General features: G+C 73.6%; 18 protein-coding genes. 17 read left to right on the top strand and 1 reads right to left on the bottom strand.

Annotation, left to right across the window (positions count from 1 at the left end):
* Positions 1 to 75 precede the first annotated feature (75 nt).
* The 9 genes from AB0B41_RS08135 (at position 76) to AB0B41_RS08095 (ending at position 10,173) form a co-directional block, all read left to right on the top strand.
* Entirely contained in the window at positions 76 to 1,440 is a 1,365-nt protein-coding gene (locus tag AB0B41_RS08135) for a homoserine dehydrogenase (protein WP_358200336.1), read from the top strand.
* 103 nt (positions 1,441 to 1,543) lie between these two features.
* A complete protein-coding gene (gene thrC, locus AB0B41_RS08130; RefSeq protein ID WP_358200483.1) occupies positions 1,544 to 2,560 on the top strand; it encodes a threonine synthase in 1,017 nt (338 codons plus the stop codon).
* A complete protein-coding gene (thrB, locus tag AB0B41_RS08125; RefSeq protein ID WP_358200334.1) occupies positions 2,560 to 3,465 on the top strand; it encodes a homoserine kinase in 906 nt (301 codons plus the stop codon). The genes thrC and thrB overlap by 1 nt, the downstream gene beginning before the upstream one ends.
* Before the next feature lie 406 nt (positions 3,466 to 3,871).
* Positions 3,872 to 5,965, top strand: a complete 2,094-nt coding sequence (rho, locus tag AB0B41_RS08120; RefSeq protein WP_358200481.1) for a transcription termination factor Rho — start codon at positions 3,872 to 3,874, stop codon at positions 5,963 to 5,965.
* A gap of 171 nt (positions 5,966 to 6,136) precedes the next feature.
* Entirely contained in the window at positions 6,137 to 6,355 is a 219-nt protein-coding gene (rpmE, locus tag AB0B41_RS08115) for a 50S ribosomal protein L31 (RefSeq protein WP_037044689.1), read from the top strand.
* Between the two features lie 83 nt (positions 6,356 to 6,438).
* Positions 6,439 to 7,533: a peptide chain release factor 1 gene (gene prfA, locus AB0B41_RS08110; RefSeq protein ID WP_358200332.1), complete on the top strand. Its 1,095-nt coding sequence runs from the start codon at positions 6,439 to 6,441 to the stop codon at positions 7,531 to 7,533.
* Positions 7,534 to 7,540: 7 nt separating this feature from the next.
* Positions 7,541 to 8,401, top strand: a complete 861-nt coding sequence (gene prmC / locus AB0B41_RS08105; protein WP_358200330.1) for a peptide chain release factor N(5)-glutamine methyltransferase — start codon at positions 7,541 to 7,543, stop codon at positions 8,399 to 8,401.
* A 102-nt stretch (positions 8,402 to 8,503) separates the two neighbouring features.
* Positions 8,504 to 9,163, top strand: coding sequence for an L-threonylcarbamoyladenylate synthase (locus AB0B41_RS08100; RefSeq protein WP_358200329.1), 660 nt, complete (start codon positions 8,504 to 8,506; stop codon positions 9,161 to 9,163).
* 116 nt (positions 9,164 to 9,279) lie between these two features.
* Positions 9,280 to 10,173 carry a hypothetical protein gene (locus AB0B41_RS08095; RefSeq protein ID WP_358200327.1) on the top strand — a complete coding sequence of 298 codons (894 nt, stop codon included), beginning with the start codon at positions 9,280 to 9,282 and terminating at the stop codon, positions 10,171 to 10,173.
* Between the two features lie 22 nt (positions 10,174 to 10,195).
* On the opposite strand, the gene AB0B41_RS08090 is transcribed toward AB0B41_RS08095, so the two are convergent.
* A complete protein-coding gene (locus AB0B41_RS08090; RefSeq protein WP_358200325.1) occupies positions 10,196 to 10,894 on the bottom strand; it encodes a TetR/AcrR family transcriptional regulator in 699 nt (232 codons plus the stop codon).
* A gap of 169 nt (positions 10,895 to 11,063) precedes the next feature.
* Here AB0B41_RS08090 and glyA point away from each other — a divergent pair, with 169 nt between their 5' ends.
* The 8 genes from glyA to AB0B41_RS08050 all read left to right on the top strand — a co-directional run bounded on the left by glyA (position 11,064) and on the right by AB0B41_RS08050 (position 17,162).
* Positions 11,064 to 12,374: a serine hydroxymethyltransferase gene (gene glyA, locus AB0B41_RS08085; protein WP_358200323.1), complete on the top strand. Its 1,311-nt coding sequence runs from the start codon at positions 11,064 to 11,066 to the stop codon at positions 12,372 to 12,374.
* 19 nt (positions 12,375 to 12,393) lie between these two features.
* Positions 12,394 to 13,635 carry an MraY family glycosyltransferase gene (locus tag AB0B41_RS08080; RefSeq protein ID WP_358200321.1) on the top strand — a complete coding sequence of 414 codons (1,242 nt, stop codon included), beginning with the start codon at positions 12,394 to 12,396 and terminating at the stop codon, positions 13,633 to 13,635.
* A 35-nt stretch (positions 13,636 to 13,670) separates the two neighbouring features.
* Positions 13,671 to 14,117, top strand: a complete 447-nt coding sequence (locus tag AB0B41_RS08075) for a hypothetical protein (RefSeq protein ID WP_358200318.1) — start codon at positions 13,671 to 13,673, stop codon at positions 14,115 to 14,117.
* Positions 14,118 to 14,388: 271 nt separating this feature from the next.
* Complete coding sequence (locus tag AB0B41_RS08070; protein WP_358200317.1) at positions 14,389 to 14,628, top strand: AtpZ/AtpI family protein; 240 nt, start codon at positions 14,389 to 14,391, stop codon at positions 14,626 to 14,628.
* A gap of 57 nt (positions 14,629 to 14,685) precedes the next feature.
* Entirely contained in the window at positions 14,686 to 15,468 is a 783-nt protein-coding gene (atpB, locus tag AB0B41_RS08065; RefSeq protein WP_358200315.1) for a F0F1 ATP synthase subunit A, read from the top strand.
* Positions 15,469 to 15,543: 75 nt separating this feature from the next.
* Entirely contained in the window at positions 15,544 to 15,750 is a 207-nt protein-coding gene (gene atpE / locus AB0B41_RS08060) for an ATP synthase F0 subunit C (RefSeq protein ID WP_037044700.1), read from the top strand.
* A gap of 39 nt (positions 15,751 to 15,789) precedes the next feature.
* Complete coding sequence (locus AB0B41_RS08055; protein ID WP_358200313.1) at positions 15,790 to 16,332, top strand: F0F1 ATP synthase subunit B; 543 nt, start codon at positions 15,790 to 15,792, stop codon at positions 16,330 to 16,332.
* Positions 16,332 to 17,162 carry a F0F1 ATP synthase subunit delta gene (locus AB0B41_RS08050; protein ID WP_358200311.1) on the top strand — a complete coding sequence of 277 codons (831 nt, stop codon included), beginning with the start codon at positions 16,332 to 16,334 and terminating at the stop codon, positions 17,160 to 17,162. Before AB0B41_RS08055 ends, AB0B41_RS08050 begins: the two co-directional genes overlap by 1 nt.
* Positions 17,163 to 17,175: the final 13 nt, after the last annotated feature.

Below are 17,175 nucleotides of genomic sequence, written 5' to 3'. Positions count from 1 at the left end.
AGGGATGATCCCCGGTCGGGCCCGGCCCGTCGCACCCGCCGGGATCGCCCGCATGACCGTGTCAGGAGGATCGTCGTGACGTCAGACGCGCCCGTCCGGGTCGCGCTGCTGGGCTGCGGGACCGTCGGGTCCGAGGTCGTCCGGCTGCTCGAGGACCAGGCGGGGGACCTCACGGCCCGCGTCGGCGCGCCCGTCGAGCTCGCCGGGGTGGCCGTGCGCCGGCCGCACCGGCACCCCGAGCTGAACCCCGACCTGGTGACCACGGACGCGTCCGCCCTGGTCACCAGGGAGGACGTGGACGTCGTCGTCGAGGTCGTCGGTGGCATCGAGCCCGCGCGGACCCTGCTGCTGCAGGCGATCAAGTCCGGCAAGTCCGTGGTCACCGCGAACAAGGCGCTGCTCGCCGAGGACGGGGCCACGCTCGCCGAGGCGGCGGACGGCGCCGGTGTCGACCTCTACTACGAGGCCTCCGTCGCGGGCGCGATCCCGCTGCTCCGCCCGCTGCGCGAGTCGCTCGCCGGGGACCGGATCACCCGGGTGGCCGGGATCGTCAACGGCACCACCAACTTCATCCTCTCCGCGATGAGCGCCTCGGGCGCCGGCTACGCGGAGGCCCTCGAAGAGGCCACCCGGCTCGGGTACGCCGAGGCCGACCCGACGGCGGACGTCGACGGCTACGACGCCGCCTCCAAGGCCGCCATCCTCGCCACCATCGCCTTCCACACCCGGATCACCGCGGCCGACGTGCACTGCGAGGGCATCCGCCGGGTCACCGTCGCGGACATCGCCGCCGCTCGCGGGCTCGGCTGTGCGATCAAGTTGCTCGCGATCTGCGAGCGCGTCCCCGGCTCCGGCGGTGCGCCCGAGTCCGTGTCCGCGCGCGTCTACCCGGCGATGATCCCGCTCAGCCACCCGCTGGCGGGCGTCGACGGGGCGTTCAACGCCGTGTTCGTCGAGGCCGACGCCGCCGGCCAGCTCATGTTCTACGGCCAGGGCGCGGGCGGCGCGCCCACCGCCAGCGCGGTCCTGGGCGACCTGGTCGCCGTGGCGCGCAACCGGGTCGCCGGCGGGCGCGGGCCGCGCGAGTCCGCCTACGCGAGCCTGCCGGTGCTGCCGATCGGCGACGTGCACACCCGCTACCACGTGAGCCTCGAGGTCGCGGACCGCGCGGGCGTGCTGTCCGCGGTCGCGGGCGAGTTCGCGCGACGCGGGGTGAGCATCGCCGCGGTGCGCCAGACCGGCGGCCGCGAGGACGGGGACGTGCCGGAGGCCGAGGCCGAGGCCGCGCGTCTGGTCGTCGTGACGCACGGGGCGCCGGACTCCGCGCTGCACGCGACGGTCGAGGCGCTCGCCGGGCTCGACGTGGTCCGCGGTGTGGAGAGCGTGCTGCGCGTGGAGGGGCTGGGCCGTCCGGTCAGCACCCTCGGCGTGGTCGGATGAGCGCGCGGGCGGACGACGCCGCGCGATGACGGGAGAGACTGTGAGCACCGCCGTGAACCGGCTGGCCCCCTGGCCGGGCGTGATCGAGGCCTACCGCGACCGGATGCCCGTCGGGCCGGGCTGGGAGATCGTCACCCTGGCGGAGGGCGGCACCCCGCTGCTGCCGGCGCCGGTGCTCTCGGAGCGCACCGGCTGCGAGGTCCACCTGAAGGTCGACGGGCTCAACCCGACCGGGTCCTTCAAGGACCGCGGGATGACCATGGCCGTGACCGCGGCGCTCGCCGAGGGCAAGCAGAGCGTGCTCTGCGCGTCGACCGGCAACACCTCCGCCTCGGCGGCCGCCTATGCCGCCCGTGCCCGGATGACCAGCGCCGTGCTGGTGCCGCGCGGCAAGATCGCGCTGGGCAAGCTGGCCCAGGCCGTGGCGCACGGGGCCCGGATCCTGCAGATCGACGGCAACTTCGACGACTGCCTCGAGCTGGCCCGCAAGACCACCGCGGACTACCCGGCGATCGCGCTGGTCAACTCGGTGAACCCGACCCGGATCGCGGGCCAGGCCAGCGCGGCCTACGAGATCTGCGACGCGCTCGGCCGCGCCCCCGACGTGCACTGCCTGCCGGTGGGCAACGCGGGCAACATCACCGCGTACTGGAAGGGCTACCGCGGCTACCACGCCGACGGGCTGGTCTCCTCGCTGCCGCGCATGTTCGGCTTCCAGGCCGCCGGCGCCGCGCCGCTGGTCCAGGGCGCACCCGTGAAGAACCCCGAGACGATCGCCACCGCGATCCGGATCGGCGCCCCCGCCTCGTGGAACGGCGCCGAGACCGCCCGCGAGGAGTCCGACGGCCGGTTCGCCGCCGTCACGGACGACGAGATCCTGGCCGCGCACCGGCTGCTGTCCACCCGCGAGGCGGTGTTCGTGGAGCCCGCGTCGGCCGCGAGCGTCGCCGGGCTGCTGCAGGCCTCGGCGAACGGCTGGCTGGACCGCGGGCAGCTCGTGGTGTGCACGGTCACGGGCAACGGGCTCAAGGACCCGGACAGCGTGCTGGCCACCGCCCCGGCGCCCGAGATCGTGCCGATCGACCCCACGGCCGTCGCCGCGGCCCTGGAGCTGGCCTGATGGGGCGGCCCACCGAGGTGCGGGTGCGGGTCCCGGCGTCGTCGGCCAACCTCGGGCCCGGCTTCGACTCGCTCGGGCTCGCGCTCGGCCTGTACGACGACGTCGAGGTGTGCGCCACTGCGGAGCCCGGCGTGCACGTCGAGGTCGAGGGCGAGGGCGCCGCGCAGGTGCCGTGTGACGAGACGCATCTTGTGGTGCGCGCCATGCGGACCGCGTGGGCGCTGTTCGGCGACGAGCCGGCGGGCCTGCGGATGCGGTGCCGCAACGCGATCCCGCACTCGCGCGGGCTGGGCAGCTCGGCCGCCGCGGCGGTCGCCGGCGCCGTTGCCGCCTGCGTGCTGTCGGGGCGCGACCCGAAGCTCGAGCAGGAGGCGTTGCTGCAGGTCACGGCCGGGATGGAGGGCCACGCGGACAACGCCGCGGCCAGCCTGCTCGGCGGCTTCGTCGTCGCGTGGGAGCAGGTCGGGAATACCAGCGCGCGGTTCCACGCTGTACGGCTCGACGTGCACGCCGGCATCGCGCCGGTCGCGCTCGTCGCAGGGGTCGAGTCCTCCACCAAGACGACCCGCGGCCTCCTTCCCGAGCTGGTGCCGCTGCCCGACGCGGCGTTCACCGGGAGCCGGACCGCGCTCTCCGTCCTCGCCTTCACCCAGCGGCCCGAGCTGCTGATGGCGGCCACGGAGGACCGGCTGCACCAGGGCTACCGTCGCCCGGCGTACCCCGGGTCCGCGGACCTCGTCGACGCGCTGCGCGCGCACGGCGTGCCGGCCGCGATCTCCGGCGCCGGTCCGACCGTCCTGGCGCTGACCACGGACGGAACGGTGCCCGGGGACGTGGACACCACCGGTTTCACGGCGCTCCCGCTGCCCGTCGACACGCTCGGTGCGCAGGTCGAGATCGGCTGAGGTCCTGCGCCGACACGCCGGGCCCGACCGGGGTTGTTGTTGCCGCGGAACCGCCGACGGGCTACCCTCGGCGTCGCACGGCGATCCACGCGTCATCCGCGTGGCCTCTCGAGCCGGATCCCACTCTCTGCAGTCCATGCGGTCGGATTCCGGACCGGACCGAGCGGCCTCTTCCCCGCGACCGTCGCACTGGTCGCCGCCCCTGCACATCGCCGACGGCGGCTCTCTTCATGCCGCCCCGGTGTCGTAGTCCGGCGGAGGAGCCGGACGTGACGTGTGGAATCCGCTGGTCCCGGCACCGCCCGCGGGCCGGTCAGGAAGGAACTTCGTGAGCGAGACCGATCTCGTCAGCACCCCGGCAACGGCAGAGGGTGCTGCCCCCAAGAGGCGGGGCGGACTGTCCGGAATGGTCCTCGCCGACCTGCGCCAGCTCGCCGGAGAGCTGAACATCCCGGACATCGCCGGGATGCGGAAGGGCGACCTCATCGCCGCCATCAAGGAGAAGCAGGGCGCCGGGCCGGCGAAGCGGACCTCGAGGAAGGCCGCCGCCGCCGACCAGCTCCCGCTCGACGGCGGCGAGGACACCGCGCCCGTCAAGCCGCGCCGCACCCGCGCGGCCAAGGCCGAGAGCGTCGAGGCCGCCTCGGCGCCCGCCGTGGAGACCGCGGCTCCGGCCGAGAAGCCTGCCGAGCAGGCGGCCGACACCCCCGCCGCCTCCGGCGAGGCTCCCGCCCCGACCCGGCGCCGCCGCGCGGCGAGCCGGCCCGCGGGCGCCCCGGAGCCCAAGCCGACCCCCGGCGTCAACGGGGTCGCCCCGGCCGCCGACGTGGCGAACGGGCAGGTCAACGGGCAGGCGCCCGAGCAGGCCGCCAACGGCGTCGCCCCGGCCGCCGAGCAGTCCGGCGGGCAGCCCGCCGAGTCGTCGGAGGGCGAGGAGGGCGGCCGTCGCCGCCAGACCCGTCGCCGCTCCGGTGGCGAGCCGCAGTCGGACGCCCTCGAGGCGGTGGCCGCAAGCGTCGGCGCGCCCGAGAAGGAGAAGTCCGACCGTGGCGAGCGGTCCGACCGGGACGGCGAGGGCGGGCGCAACCGCGGCCGCAACCGCAACGAGCGCACCGACCGCGGCGAGGGCGGCGGGCGCAACCGCACCGAGCGCACCGACCGCAACGACAGCCGTGGCGACAACCGCGGCGACGGCCGGAACGAGCCGCGGGACTCCCGGGCGGACGACGACGGCGACGACGACGGCGACGGCCGCGGCCGCCGCGGGCGCCGCTTCCGGGACCGCCGCCGGGGCCGCGACCGCGACACCCGCGGGGGCGGCGAGCGCAACGTCGACACCGAGGTGCGCGACGACGACGTCCTGCTCCCGGTGGCCGGCATCGTCGACATCCTGGACAACTACGCGTTCGTCCGGACCACCGGCTACCTGTCCGGACCGAACGACGTCTACGTGTCGCTGTCGATGGTCCGCAAGCACGGCCTGCGCCGCGGCGACGCGATCACCGGCGCCGTCCGCCAGCCCCGCGAGGGCGAGCAGCAGCGGCAGAAGTTCAACCCGCTGGTGCGCATCGACACCATCAACGGGCGCGACCCGGAGTCGGGCAAGCAGCGGGCGGAGTTCACCAAGCTCACCCCGCTCTACCCGAACGAGCGGCTGCGCCTGGAGACCGAGCCGTCGAAGCTCACCACCCGGGTCATCGACCTGGTCATGCCGATCGGCAAGGGCCAGCGCGCGCTGATCGTCTCGCCGCCGAAGGCCGGCAAGACGATGGTGCTGCAGTCGATCGCCAACGCGATCACCACCAACAACCCCGAGTGCCACCTCATGGTCGTCCTCGTCGACGAGCGGCCGGAGGAGGTCACCGACATGCAGCGGTCGGTGAAGGGCGAGGTCATCGCCTCGACCTTCGACCGCCCGCCGTCGGACCACACCGCGGTCGCCGAGCTCGCCATCGAGCGCGCGAAGCGGCTGGTGGAGCTGGGGCACGACGTCGTCGTCCTGCTGGACTCGATCACCCGCCTGGGCCGCGCCTACAACCTGGCCGCCCCCGCGTCGGGCCGGATCCTGTCCGGTGGTGTCGACTCGACCGCGCTCTACCCGCCGAAGCGGTTCCTGGGCGCGGCGCGGAACATCGAGGACGGCGGCTCGCTGACCATCTTCGCCACCGCGCTGGTCGAGACCGGCTCGACGATGGACACGGTGATCTTCGAGGAGTTCAAGGGCACCGGCAACGCCGAGCTCAAGCTGGACCGCAAGCTCGCGGACAAGCGGATCTTCCCGGCGATCGACGTCGACGCGTCCGGCACCCGGAAGGAGGAGCTGCTGATGTCCGGCGACGAGTTCGCCATCAGCGTCAAGCTCCGCCGCGTGCTCGCCGCGCTCGACCACCAGCAGGCGATCGAGCTGGTGCTGGGTCAGCTCCGCAAGACCCGCACCAACATCGAGTTCCTCATGCAGGTCCAGAAGACCACGCCGGGGAACTTCGGCAACGACGACTGACCCGCGTCTCGACGCCCGGCCCCGGTGGGAATCCCCGCCGGGGCCGGGTGGTTGAATAGGGCTGTACGCATCCGGCTCCGGTTCACCCACATCCGGGGGCTCCGCCCTCGGAAACCCCCGAACGGCGAGGGGTGTGAGACCCGGCGGCCGATCTTCGAGAGGAACATCCCCATGCGTGAGGGCATCCACCCCCAGTACGTCGAGACCCAGGTCACCTGCGGTTGCGGCAACTCGTTCACCACCCGCAGCACCAAGACCAGCGGCTCGATGACCGTCGAGACCTGCTCCGCCTGCCACCCCTTCTACACGGGCAAGCAGCGGATCCTGGACTCCGGTGGTCGCGTCGCCCGCTTCGAGGCGCGCTACGGCAAGCGCAAGGCCGCCAAGTAGCTTTCCCGTCCGGCGCCCGTCCCCTCCTCAGGGGCCGGGCGCCGTTCGCATGTCAGGGGTGACGACCGGGAGAACGGGGGTACGTGGTGGCGGTGAGCAGCAGCGCGGCAGGCGTGGACGCGCTGATCGACGAGTATGCCGAGCTGGAGACGCGGCTGGCCGATCCGGCGGTGCACGCCGACGCGGCCACCGCCCGCAAGCTCGGCCGGCGCTACGCCGAGCTCGGCCCGGTCGTCGCCGTGGCGCGCGAACTGGCCGGGGCGCGGTCGGACGAGGCCGCCGCCCGCGAGCTGGCCGCCGAGGACCAGGCGTTCGCCGCCGAGGCGGCGGAGATCGCGGAGCGCATCCCGGGCCTGGAGGCCCGGCTCGCCGAGCTGCTGGTCCCGCGCGACCCGCACGACGGCGCCGACGTCGTCATGGAGGTCAAGTCCGGCGAGGGCGGCGAGGAGTCGGCGCTGTTCGCGGGCGACCTCGTGCGCATGTACACCCGCTACGCGGAGCGCCGCGGCTGGAAGGTCGAGGTGCTCGACTCCGTCGGCTCCGACCTCGGCGGCTACAAGGACATCACCCTGCTGCTCAGGTCCCGGACGCCGACGCCGGACGGCGTCTGGTCCGCGCTGAAGTTCGAGGGCGGCGTGCACCGGGTGCAGCGCGTCCCGGTCACCGAGTCGCAGGGGCGCATCCACACCTCCGCCGCCGGCGTGCTCGTCTACCCCGACACCGGTGAGGATGCCGAGGTCGAGGTCGACGAGAACGACATCCGGGTGGACGTGTTCCGCTCGTCCGGGCACGGCGGGCAGAGCGTCAACACCACGGACTCGGCGGTGCGCATCACGCACCTGCCCACCGGGATCGTCGTGAGCTGCCAGAACGAGCGCTCGCAGCTGCAGAACCGGGCGCGCGCCATGGAGGTGCTGCGGTCCCGGCTGCAGGCGCTGCACGAGGCCGAGCAGGCCGCGGCCGCGTCGGCGGAGCGGAAGTCGCAGGTCAGGACGGTCGACCGGTCGGAGCGCATCCGCACGTACAACTTCCCGGAGAACCGGATCTCCGACCACCGGGTGGGCTACAAGGCGCACAACCTCTCCGCGGTGCTCGACGGCGACCTCGACGACGTCGTCGGCGCGCTGACGAGGGCCGAGCGGGCCGAGGCGATCGCCGCCGCCGACGAGGGCACGTGAGGCACGCGTGAGCCGGGAGCCCCTGCGGGTGGCGATCGCGGAGGCCGAGCGGTCGCTGGCGGCGGCAGGGATCGAGTCGCCCCGGGTGGAGGCGGAGTTCCTGGCCTCGCACGTCGTCGGCGTGCCGCGCGGGCGGCTGATGCTGCACCCGCTCGTCGATATGCCGCAGGTGGAGGAGCTGCGCCGGCTCGTCGCCCGGCGCGCCACCCGCGAACCGCTGCAGCACGTCCTCGGCACCGCCGTGCTCGGGCCGGTCGAGGTCGCCGTCGGGCGCGGCGTGTTCACGCCGCGCCCGGAGACCGAACTGCTCCTCGAGTGGGGTCTGCGGCAGCTCCGCGGCGTCGAGAACCCGCTGGTCGTGGACCTGTGCACCGGCACTGCGGCGCTCGCGCTCGCCTTCGCCGAGAGCCGTCCGGACGCGCGGGTGCACGCCGTCGACATCGATCCCGGCGCCCTGAGCTGGGCGCGGCGGAACATCGCGGCGCACGGCGACCGCATCACGCTGCACGCCGCGGACGTCCGCTGGGCGGACCCGCTGCCCGAGCTCGAGGCCCGCGTCGACCTCGTGGTGTGCAACCCGCCGTACGTGCCGGAAGGGACGGCGGTGCCGCCCGAGGTCGCCGAGTGGGACCCGGCCGTCGCCGTGTTCGGCGGGGCGGACGGGCTCGCCCTCATCCCCGCCGTCATCTCGCTGGCCGCGACCCTGCTGCGCTACGGCGGCGGGCTCGCGATCGAGCACGACGACACCCACGGCGAGTCCGTCCCCGCCCTGCTCCGGCGGCGCAAGGTCCTCACGGACGTCCAGGAGCACGCCGACCTCAACGGCCGCCCCCGCTTCGCCACCGCCCGCCGCACCACCCCCCTGTAGGCGAGCGGCGCTCTCGCTCACGCCTCGTGAGCGAAAGTGCCGTTCGTGCATGTCACGGGGGTGCGGGTGAGGCCGTGGGGGCGCGGTCGTAGGGTGCCCGACGTGACTGCTCCGGCCGTTCCCGTCTACGACTGCTCCGACCCCGACGCCCGCCTCGAGGGGCTGGCTGCCGCCGCGCGCGCCGTACGGGCCGGACAGCTCGTCGTGCTGCCGACGGACACCGTGTACGGCCTGGGCTGCGACGCCTTCTCCTCGACCGCGGTCCGCAGCCTGCTCGCCGCCAAGCACCGCGGCCCGGACATGCCGGTGCCGGTGCTGGTCGGGTCGTGGTCCACGATCGACGGCCTGGTCCTCGGCGTCCCCGCGACCGCCCGCGCGCTGATCGAGGCGTTCTGGCCGGGCGGGCTGTCCCTCGTGCTGCCGCACGCGCCGTCGCTGTCCTGGGACCTCGGCTCCACCAAGGGCACCGTGATGCTGCGGATGCCGCTGCACCCGGTGGCGCTCGAGCTGCTCCGCGAGGTCGGCCCCATGGCGGTGAGCAGCGCGAACATCTCCGGCCGCCCGCCCGCGAGCACCGCCGCCGAGGCCCTCGACCAGCTCGCCTCCTCCGTGGCCCTCTACCTCGACGGCGGCCCCAGCGGCGACCCGGTGGCCTCCACCATCGTCGACCTGACCGGCAAGCAGCCCCGCATCCTCCGCGAGGGCGCGGTGACCCGCGCCCAGGTCGCCGAGGTCGTGGGCCAGGACGTCCCCCTCGGCTGACCGGGACACCAGCGCTGTTCGATCATGGTCGGACAGCACTCCCGTCCCACTTCACGATCGCCAACGGCTGAGCCGAACCTGCCTCGCCGCGACGGGAGCGCGCGCACGCTGCGCGCATGGACGACGTTCCGTTCCGCGGATCGGAAGCGGTGGCGGCGGGTCGCCTGACGAAGGCGATGCTGCGGGGACCGCGCTTCCGCAGGCTCTTCCCGGACGTCTACGTGGCCGCGGAGGCCGAGGACAGCGCGGTGCTCCGGGCGCGGGCGGGCTTCCTCCTGGTCGAGCGCTGTGGAGGCGTCGCAGCGGGATGGGCCGCGGCCGAACTCCTCGGCCGGTCCTGCGGTCCACGGAACGCACCGGCGGAGGTCCTGGTCCCCGGGCACGTCCGCGCACACGCCGGCCTCGTCGTGCACCGGGGCACCACCGGCCCGGGCGAGGTCTGGCGGGACGGTGGGTGGGCGGCCACCTCGCCGCTGCGCACCGCATGGGACCTCGCGCGGCGCCTGGACCTGGTCGAGGCCGTGGTCGCGGTCGACGCGCTGGCGCGGCGGAAGCGCCGGCAGCCCGCGCCGTTCGTCCCCGGCGACCTGCTGCGGCTGCGCGAGGCACGGCCCGGAGCACGCGGGTCCGCCCGGCTGGATCGCGTCGTGGCCCTCGCCGATGCGCGTGCCGAGTCGCCGATGGAGACCCGGATGCGGCTCCTGCTCGTCCTGGCCGGGTTGCCGGCGCCCGCCGTGCAGCACGAGATCCGCACCAGGGACGGTCGACGCGTTCGCTTCGACCTGGCCTACCCGGAGGCGCTGCTCGCGATCGAGTACGACGGCGACGAGCACGACGACACGCTCGACCGGCAGCGCGACGCCCGCACCGCACAGCTCGGCTGGCACACCCTCCGTCTGCTGGGCGCGGACGTCCTGCGCACGCCGCAGGCCACGGTCCGCCTGGTCGCCGGCCTCCGCAGCGAGCGCGCCCGCTACCTCGAGCGGGACATCAGAGCTGTCGGCTCATGATCGAACAGCTCCGAGGTCCCACTCAGCTCGGGAGACCCACCTCGGCGGCTAGGCGGGTCGACAGGGCGTGGAAGTGTTCCTCGTGCGCCACGACGACGTTGTGGGTGTGGCCGAAGAGCTCGAAGCCGATGGCGCCGAAGAGGCCCGACCAGGCCAGCACCAGGCGCCCGCCGAGCCCCGTGCCGCCCGGGAGGCCGAGCTCGTCGAGCAGGCCGGGGCGGATGGTGGCGTCGTCGCCGCCGGGCGGGGGAGTGACGGTGCCGGAGGCGATCCCGTCCCGCACCACGCCGGCGAGCACGAGCGCGACCCGTCCCGCCGGGCCCGTGGTGTCCTGCGGGGCCGAGTACCCGGGCACGGGGGAGCCGTAGAGCAGCGCGTACTCGTGCGGGTGCGCCAAAGCCCAGCTCCGGGCTGCGGTGCAGGCCGCGTGCCAGCGGCCCAGCAGGTCCTCCCGCGCGACGGCGGCCTCGGCGAGCTCGGCGGCCTCGCCCAGCGCGTCGTAGCCCTCGATGATCAGCGTGGTGAGCAGGTCGTCCCGGCTGGGGAAGTACCGGTAGACCGCCGACGACACCATCCCCAGCTCCCGCGCGACGGCCCGCAGCGACAGCGCCGCCGCGCCCGAGGTGGCGAGGTGTGTCCGGGCGACGTCGACGATCTCGGCGGTGAGCTGCGCGCGGACGCGCTCGCGGGCCGTCCGGGGCGCGGAGCGGGGGGAGGTCATGGGCGGAGTCTCCCAGCGTCCCGGAGCGGTGTCCACATCAGCGAGCACCGATCCGAAGGCCGTCCTCGTTCGTACCGTCCGTGCACGACCCGGTGACGCTCCGCAGGACCTCGGATTTGTGAGCGGGTCCTCGTCGGACGGGCAGGAACCGCAGGTAGCCTGGTCCACCGTGAGTGCGCACAGCGAGAACGCCCCCGGTCAGGACGTGCCGTTCTGGGGTCCGGACTTCGGAGCCCTGCAGCAGGAGGACCCGGAGATCGCCGGCGTCGTCCTCGACGAGCTGGAGCGCCTCCGCGGCGGACTGCAGCTGATCGCCAGCGAGAACCTCACCAGTCCGGCCGTCCTCGCGGCGCTCGGGTCCACGCTCTCGAACAAGTACGCCGAGGGCTACCCGGGCCGCCGCTACTACGGCGGCTGCCAGGTGGTGGACCAGGCCGAGGAGATCGGCAACGCGCGCACGAAGGCGCTGTTCGGCGCCGAGCACGTCAACCTGCAGCCGCACTCCGGCGCCAGCGCGAACCTCGCCGCCTACGCGGCCTTCGCCAAGCCCGGCGACACCGTGCTGGCCATGGACCTCAAGCAGGGTGGCCACCTCACCCACGGCAGCAAGGTCAACTTCTCGGGCCTCTGGTTCCACGCCGTGTCCTACACGGTCCGCGAGGACTCCGAGCTCATCGACTACGACCAGGTCCGCGACCTGGCGCTGGAACACAAGCCGAAGATCATCATCGCCGGCGCCACGGCCTACCCGCGGCTGATCGACTTCGCGCGGTTCCGCGAGATCGCCGACGAGGTCGGCGCCAAGCTGATGGTCGACGCCGCGCACTTCATCGGCCTGGTCGCCGGCAAGGCGATCCCGTCGCCGGTGCCGTTCGCCGACGTCGTCACCGCGACCACGCACAAGGTCCTGCGCGGCCCGCGCGGCGGCATGATCCTCGCCCGCGAGGAGCACGCGAAGGCGATCGACAAGGCCGTCTTCCCGTTCTCCCAGGGCGGGCCGCTCATGCACTCGGTGGCGGCGAAGGCCGTCGCGATGAAGGAGGCGGCGCAGCCCGCCTACCAGGCCTATGCGAACCAGGTCATCGCCAACGCCCAGGCGCTGGCCAAGGGCCTCGAGGCCGAGGGCATGCGCGCCGTCTCCGGCGGCACCGACACGCACCTCGCGCTGATCGACCTGCGCCCGATCGGCGTGACCGGCGGCGAGGCCGAGGCCCGCTGCGATCTCGCCCGCATCACGCTGAACAAGAACGCCATCCCGTACGACCCGGCCCCGCCGATGAAGCCCTCGGGCATCCGGGTGGGCTCGCCCAGCACGACCACTCAGGGCATGGTCGAGTCGGACATGGCGGAGATCGCCTCGCTGCTGGCGCGCGCCGTCAAGGCGGAGCACGGCACCGCGGCGGGCGACCGCGAGCTCGCGGACGTCGCGGAGGCCGTCTCCAGCCTGGTCTCACGCGCGCCCGCCTACCCGCGCGGCTGACCCGGCCCGCGCGCCCGCGGTGGAGCTCGCCCAGTCCTCGTACGGCCAGTCCTCCTTCGGGTTGGGGCTCCCGATCCGGGAGTACCTGCTGGTCGGGCTGGCCGCCGCCGTCGTGACGTTCCTGCTGGTCGGCCTGGTGCGGGTGCTGGCGCTGCGGCTCGGCGCCGTGGCCTGGCCCCGCGGCCGGGACGTCCACGTCACGCCGACGCCGCGGTGGGGCGGGCTGGCGATGTTCGGCGGCGTGCTCGCCGGCATCGGGCTGGCCGCCCAGCTGCCCGCGCTGCGCCTGGCCTTCGACTACTCGCGGGACGTCCAGGGCGTGCTGCTCGCGGCCGCGCTGCTCGTCGCGGTGGGCGCCCTGGACGACCGCTTCGAGCTCGACGCCGTCACCAAGGCCGCCGGCCAGGTCACCGCGGCGGGCGTGCTGGTGCTGTTCGGCGTGCAGTTCTCGGTGTTCTGGATCCCGTGGGGCGGCGGCGGCACCGGCATCTCCGGCTCGATCCTGTCGCTGGGACCCGAGCAGGGCGTCGTGCTCACGGTGGTGCTGACCGTCGCCCTGGTCAACGCCATGAACTTCGTCGACGGGCTCGACGGGCTCGCCGCCGGCATCGGCCTCATCGCCGCCACAGCGACCTGTGCCTTCGCGATCGGCCTGGTCCGCGAGAACGGCAACGACGCGGCGGCCTACCCGCCCGCGCTGATGGCGTCCGTGCTGGCGGGGGCCTGCCTGGGGTTCCTGCCGCACAACTTCAACCCGGCCCGCATCTTCATGGGCGACTCCGGCTCGATGCTGATCGGGCTCATGCTCGCCGCCGCGACGACGAGCGCGTCGGGCAAGATCCCGATCACCACGACCACGGACGGCACGGACGTCCTGGCGCTCTTCGCCCCGCTCATCGTGCTGGCCGCGGTGGTGTTCGTGCCCCTGCTGGACCTGCTGATGGCGGTCGTCCGGCGCACCCGGGCCGGGATGAGCCCCTTCTCGCCTGACAAGATGCACCTGCACCACCGGCTGCTGGAGATCGGGCACAGCCAGCGGCGCGCGGTGCTCCTGATCTACCTGTGGGCGGGCATCCTCGCGTTCGGCGCGGTGGCGCTCGCCCTGATCGACGACCCTGCCTTCGTGCTGTGGGCGGTCGCGCTCGGCCTGGGCGTGGCGGTGCTCGCCACCGCCGTGCCGCGCGCCCGTACCGCGCGACGGGCCGGGTCCGCGGGGCCGCCCCGCCCCGGCGCCCCGCCGCGAGCCACCGGGCGGACCTGAGACGAGCGGCCCGTCCCGGCCGACGAGGAGTGACCATGAGCGAGAACCCGGACCCCGCCCCCGCGGCCGAGCAGCCGCACGTCCGTACCGTGCTGCGGCTGGCCGCCGCCATGCAGAAGGCCGCGATCGTGGGTGGCGTCGCCGTCAGCGTGGTGGCGCTCGTCCTGTCGGTGCTGCTGCGCGGGGTCCCCGGCCTGATCGGGAGCCTGCTCGGGGTGGTGATCGGGCTGGCCCTCGGGTTCATCGGCACCGCGGTGATGAAGGGGACGGCCCGCGCGACGCCCGGCGGCGTGATGGTGGGCGCGATGGCGTCGTTCGCCGGCAAGTTCGTGATCCTGCTGGTCTTCCTGCTCGTCTTCCGGGGTACGACCCTCTTCGACAACCAGACCTTCGCCTTCAGCCTCCTGGGCGTCACCGTCGGCTGGATCGCCGGCGAGGTGGTCGGGTTCGTGCGCGCGAAGGCTCCGTCCGTCGACGTCTGACGGGGTCTTTCGCACGCATCCGCGCAGGTCGTCGGGCCTCACTCGTTGGGCTGAACGGGTGATGTTGCGGATCCTGTCCGCGGTGTCCGAGATGTCCGTGATGGCGCTCTCACAGCGACGTGCGTCACACGCTCCCGGAACTTCTACAGGCGATAGAGCGACGTCGGGCGCCCGTGGGGGTGCCGGAGGGTAAGGATCGGGCCGCCGGGGGTCGTCACGGCAGGTCGTACCGGGTAAGTGAGCCGTAACCCGGCTGATAGGGTCCCCCGTGATGGAGCAGGAACGGCCGCACAAGGCGAGCGGCGGACCCGGCGGGACGCCGGGGAACACGCCGCCGCCCGGCGAGGCCTGGACCGCTCTGTCGCACCTCCTGACCGGAATCCTCCTCTTCGGGGGAATCGGGTGGGCGGTGGACGAACTGCTCGACCTACGGGGCTTCACCGTGGCCGGCCTGCTGGTCGGTACGGCGGCCTCGATGTACTTGATCTACGTCAGGTACGTTAAGTCCTGATCGTCTCGATTCCGCAGGGTCCGGCTCCCCGGACGGCGGAACCGGAAGGAGCATTGGGTGACCACGACGGCCACCGCCCCGGCGCCGGGGTTCGAAGCCCCGGGGGTCGAGGACTTCCAGCTGCCGCCGGTCTTCGGGCCCGTGACCAAGCCGGTCCTGGAGCTCGTGCTCGCGGCGGTCATCATCGCCGCGTTCTTCCTGGTGGCCGTGCGCAGGCCCGCGCTCGTGCCGGGGAAGACGCAGTTCCTCGGCGAGGCCTTCCACGGCCTCGTCCGGAACACGATCGCGCGGGACATGATCGGCGGGCGCGACTTCGTCAAGTACGTGCCGTTCCTGACCGCGCTGTTCGCCTTCATCCTGGTGAACAACCTGTTCGGGATCATTCCGTTCATCCAGTTCCCCACCTTCTCGCACCCGGGCGTGCCCTACGCGTTGGCGGCGCTCGTGTACGTCGTGTTCACGTACGCGGGCATCAAGAAGCACGGGTTCGGCGGCTACGTGCGCCTGTCGACCTGGCCTCCGGACGTGCCGTGGTGGGTCCGGATCATCCTCACGCCGATCGAGTTCCTGTCGAACCTGGTCCTGCGGCCGGTCACGCTGTCGCTGCGGCTCTTCGGCAACATGTTCGCCGGCCACCTGCTGCTGCTGCTGTTCGTCCTGGGTGGCGAGTACATGCTGCTGCACGCGGGGGACTGGCAGCTGAAGGTGCTGTCCCCGTTCGCCTTCCTGATGGCGATCGTCTTCACGTTCTTCGAGGCGTTCGTGCAGGTCATCCAGGCGTACATCTTCGTCATGCTCACGGCGTCGTACATCGGCACCGTCCTCGCGGACGACCACTAGGTCCCGTCGAGTCCCACCCCAGAGACCCTTCGGAACCGCGGGACGGCCGCGGACCCGGATCGAAAGGAAAGCGCAATGATCACCGGTAACCTGAACGCCATCGGCTACGGCCTCTCGGCCATCGGCCCGGGTATCGGCGTCGGCATCGTCTTCGCGGCCTTCATCAACGGCGTCGCCCGCCAGCCGGAGGCCCGTGGCCAGCTCCAGGGCATCGCGTTCATCGGCTTCGCCCTCTCCGAGGCCCTCGCGATTCTGGGCCTGGTGCTCGCCTTCGCCCTCTGACGCACCCCCTGAACCACAGGTGACGCGGAGGAGCACACCATGACAATCGCCGCGGAGGAGCTGAACCCGCTCGTCCCGCACCTCGCCGAGATCATCGTCGGTCTCGTCGCGTTCGGCCTGCTGTTCTGGGTCCTCGCGAAGACCGTGTTCCCGCAATTCGAGAAGCTGTACGCGGAGCGCACGGACCAGATCGAGGGCGGCCTCAAGCGGGCCGAGTCGGCGCAGGCCGAGGCCGATGCGCTGAAGAAGAAGTACGAGGACCAGCTCGCCGGTGCGCGGGCCGAGGCGGCGCGCATCCGCGACGACGCCCGGGCCGAGGCCCAGCAGATCAAGGCCGAGCTGCGCACCGAGGCCGAGGACGAGGTCGCGCGGATCCGGGCGCGTGCCGAGGAGCAGGTCGTGGCGCAGCGCGAGGCCGCGGAGCGTTCGCTCCGCGGCGAGATCGGTGGCCTGTCCGCCGAGCTGGCCGAGCGCATCCTCGGGTCGGAGCTCGCCGACCCGTCGCGCCGGTCGGCCACCGTCGACAGCTTCCTCTCGGAGCTCGACGCGATGGCCCCGCCCCAGACGACCGGGGCGAGCTGATGGCGCTCGTCCTGGCCGCCACCAGCCGCGAGTCGCTGGGCGAGGTCTCGCAGCGGTTCGAGACCCGACTCGGCCCGCTCGCCGCGGGGGACCGGCAGAAGCTGGGCGAGGAGCTCTACGCCGTCACCCGGCTGCTGGTCGCCGAGCGCAGCCTGCGCCGGGCCTTCTCGGACCCGGCCACCTCGTCGGAGCAGCGCGGCCGGCTCGCCGGCAACGTGCTCGCCGGCAAGGTCTCGCCGGCCACCCTGGAGAGCGTCGGGGACCTGGTCGGGGCCCGCTGGTCCGGCCCGGCCGACCTGGTCGAGGCGACCGAGTCGCTGGCCCGCACCGCGCTGCTGGCCGCCGCCGAGAAGCAGCGCGCCCTCGACGACGTCGAGGACCAGCTGTTCCGGTTCGGCCGGATCCTGGAGCGCGAGCCGCAGCTCACGGCCCTGCTGTCCGACGCGGCCGTGCCGGCGGACAACCGGGTCCGGCTGCTGGACTCGGTGCTGGGCACCAAGGTCTATCCGGTCACCGCGGCCCTGCTGCGGGACCTGGTGCGGACCCCGCGGGCCCGGCACCTCGACGTCGCCGCGGAGGAGCTGTCCGAGCTCGCCGCGGCCCGGCGCAACCGCTCGGTCGCCTACGTGCGCACGGCGGTCGCCCTGAGCGAGGCGCAGGAGCAGCAGCTCAGCGCGTCCCTCACGCGCCTCTACGGCCGGGACATCGCGTTGCAGGTGGAGCTCGACGAGAGCCTGCTGGGCGGCATGGTCATCAGGGTCGGCGACGAGGTCATCGACGGCAGCGTGTCCGGCAAGCTCGCCGCGGCCCGCCGGTCGATCCCGAGCTGACCGCCCCACGTTT

Source organism: Pseudonocardia sp. NPDC049154 (assembly GCF_040648315.1).
Lineage (GTDB): Bacteria > Actinomycetota > Actinomycetes > Mycobacteriales > Pseudonocardiaceae > Pseudonocardia.
The sequence above is the reverse complement of the archived record's forward strand: the minus strand, read 5'-3'. Positions and strand labels throughout refer to the sequence as shown.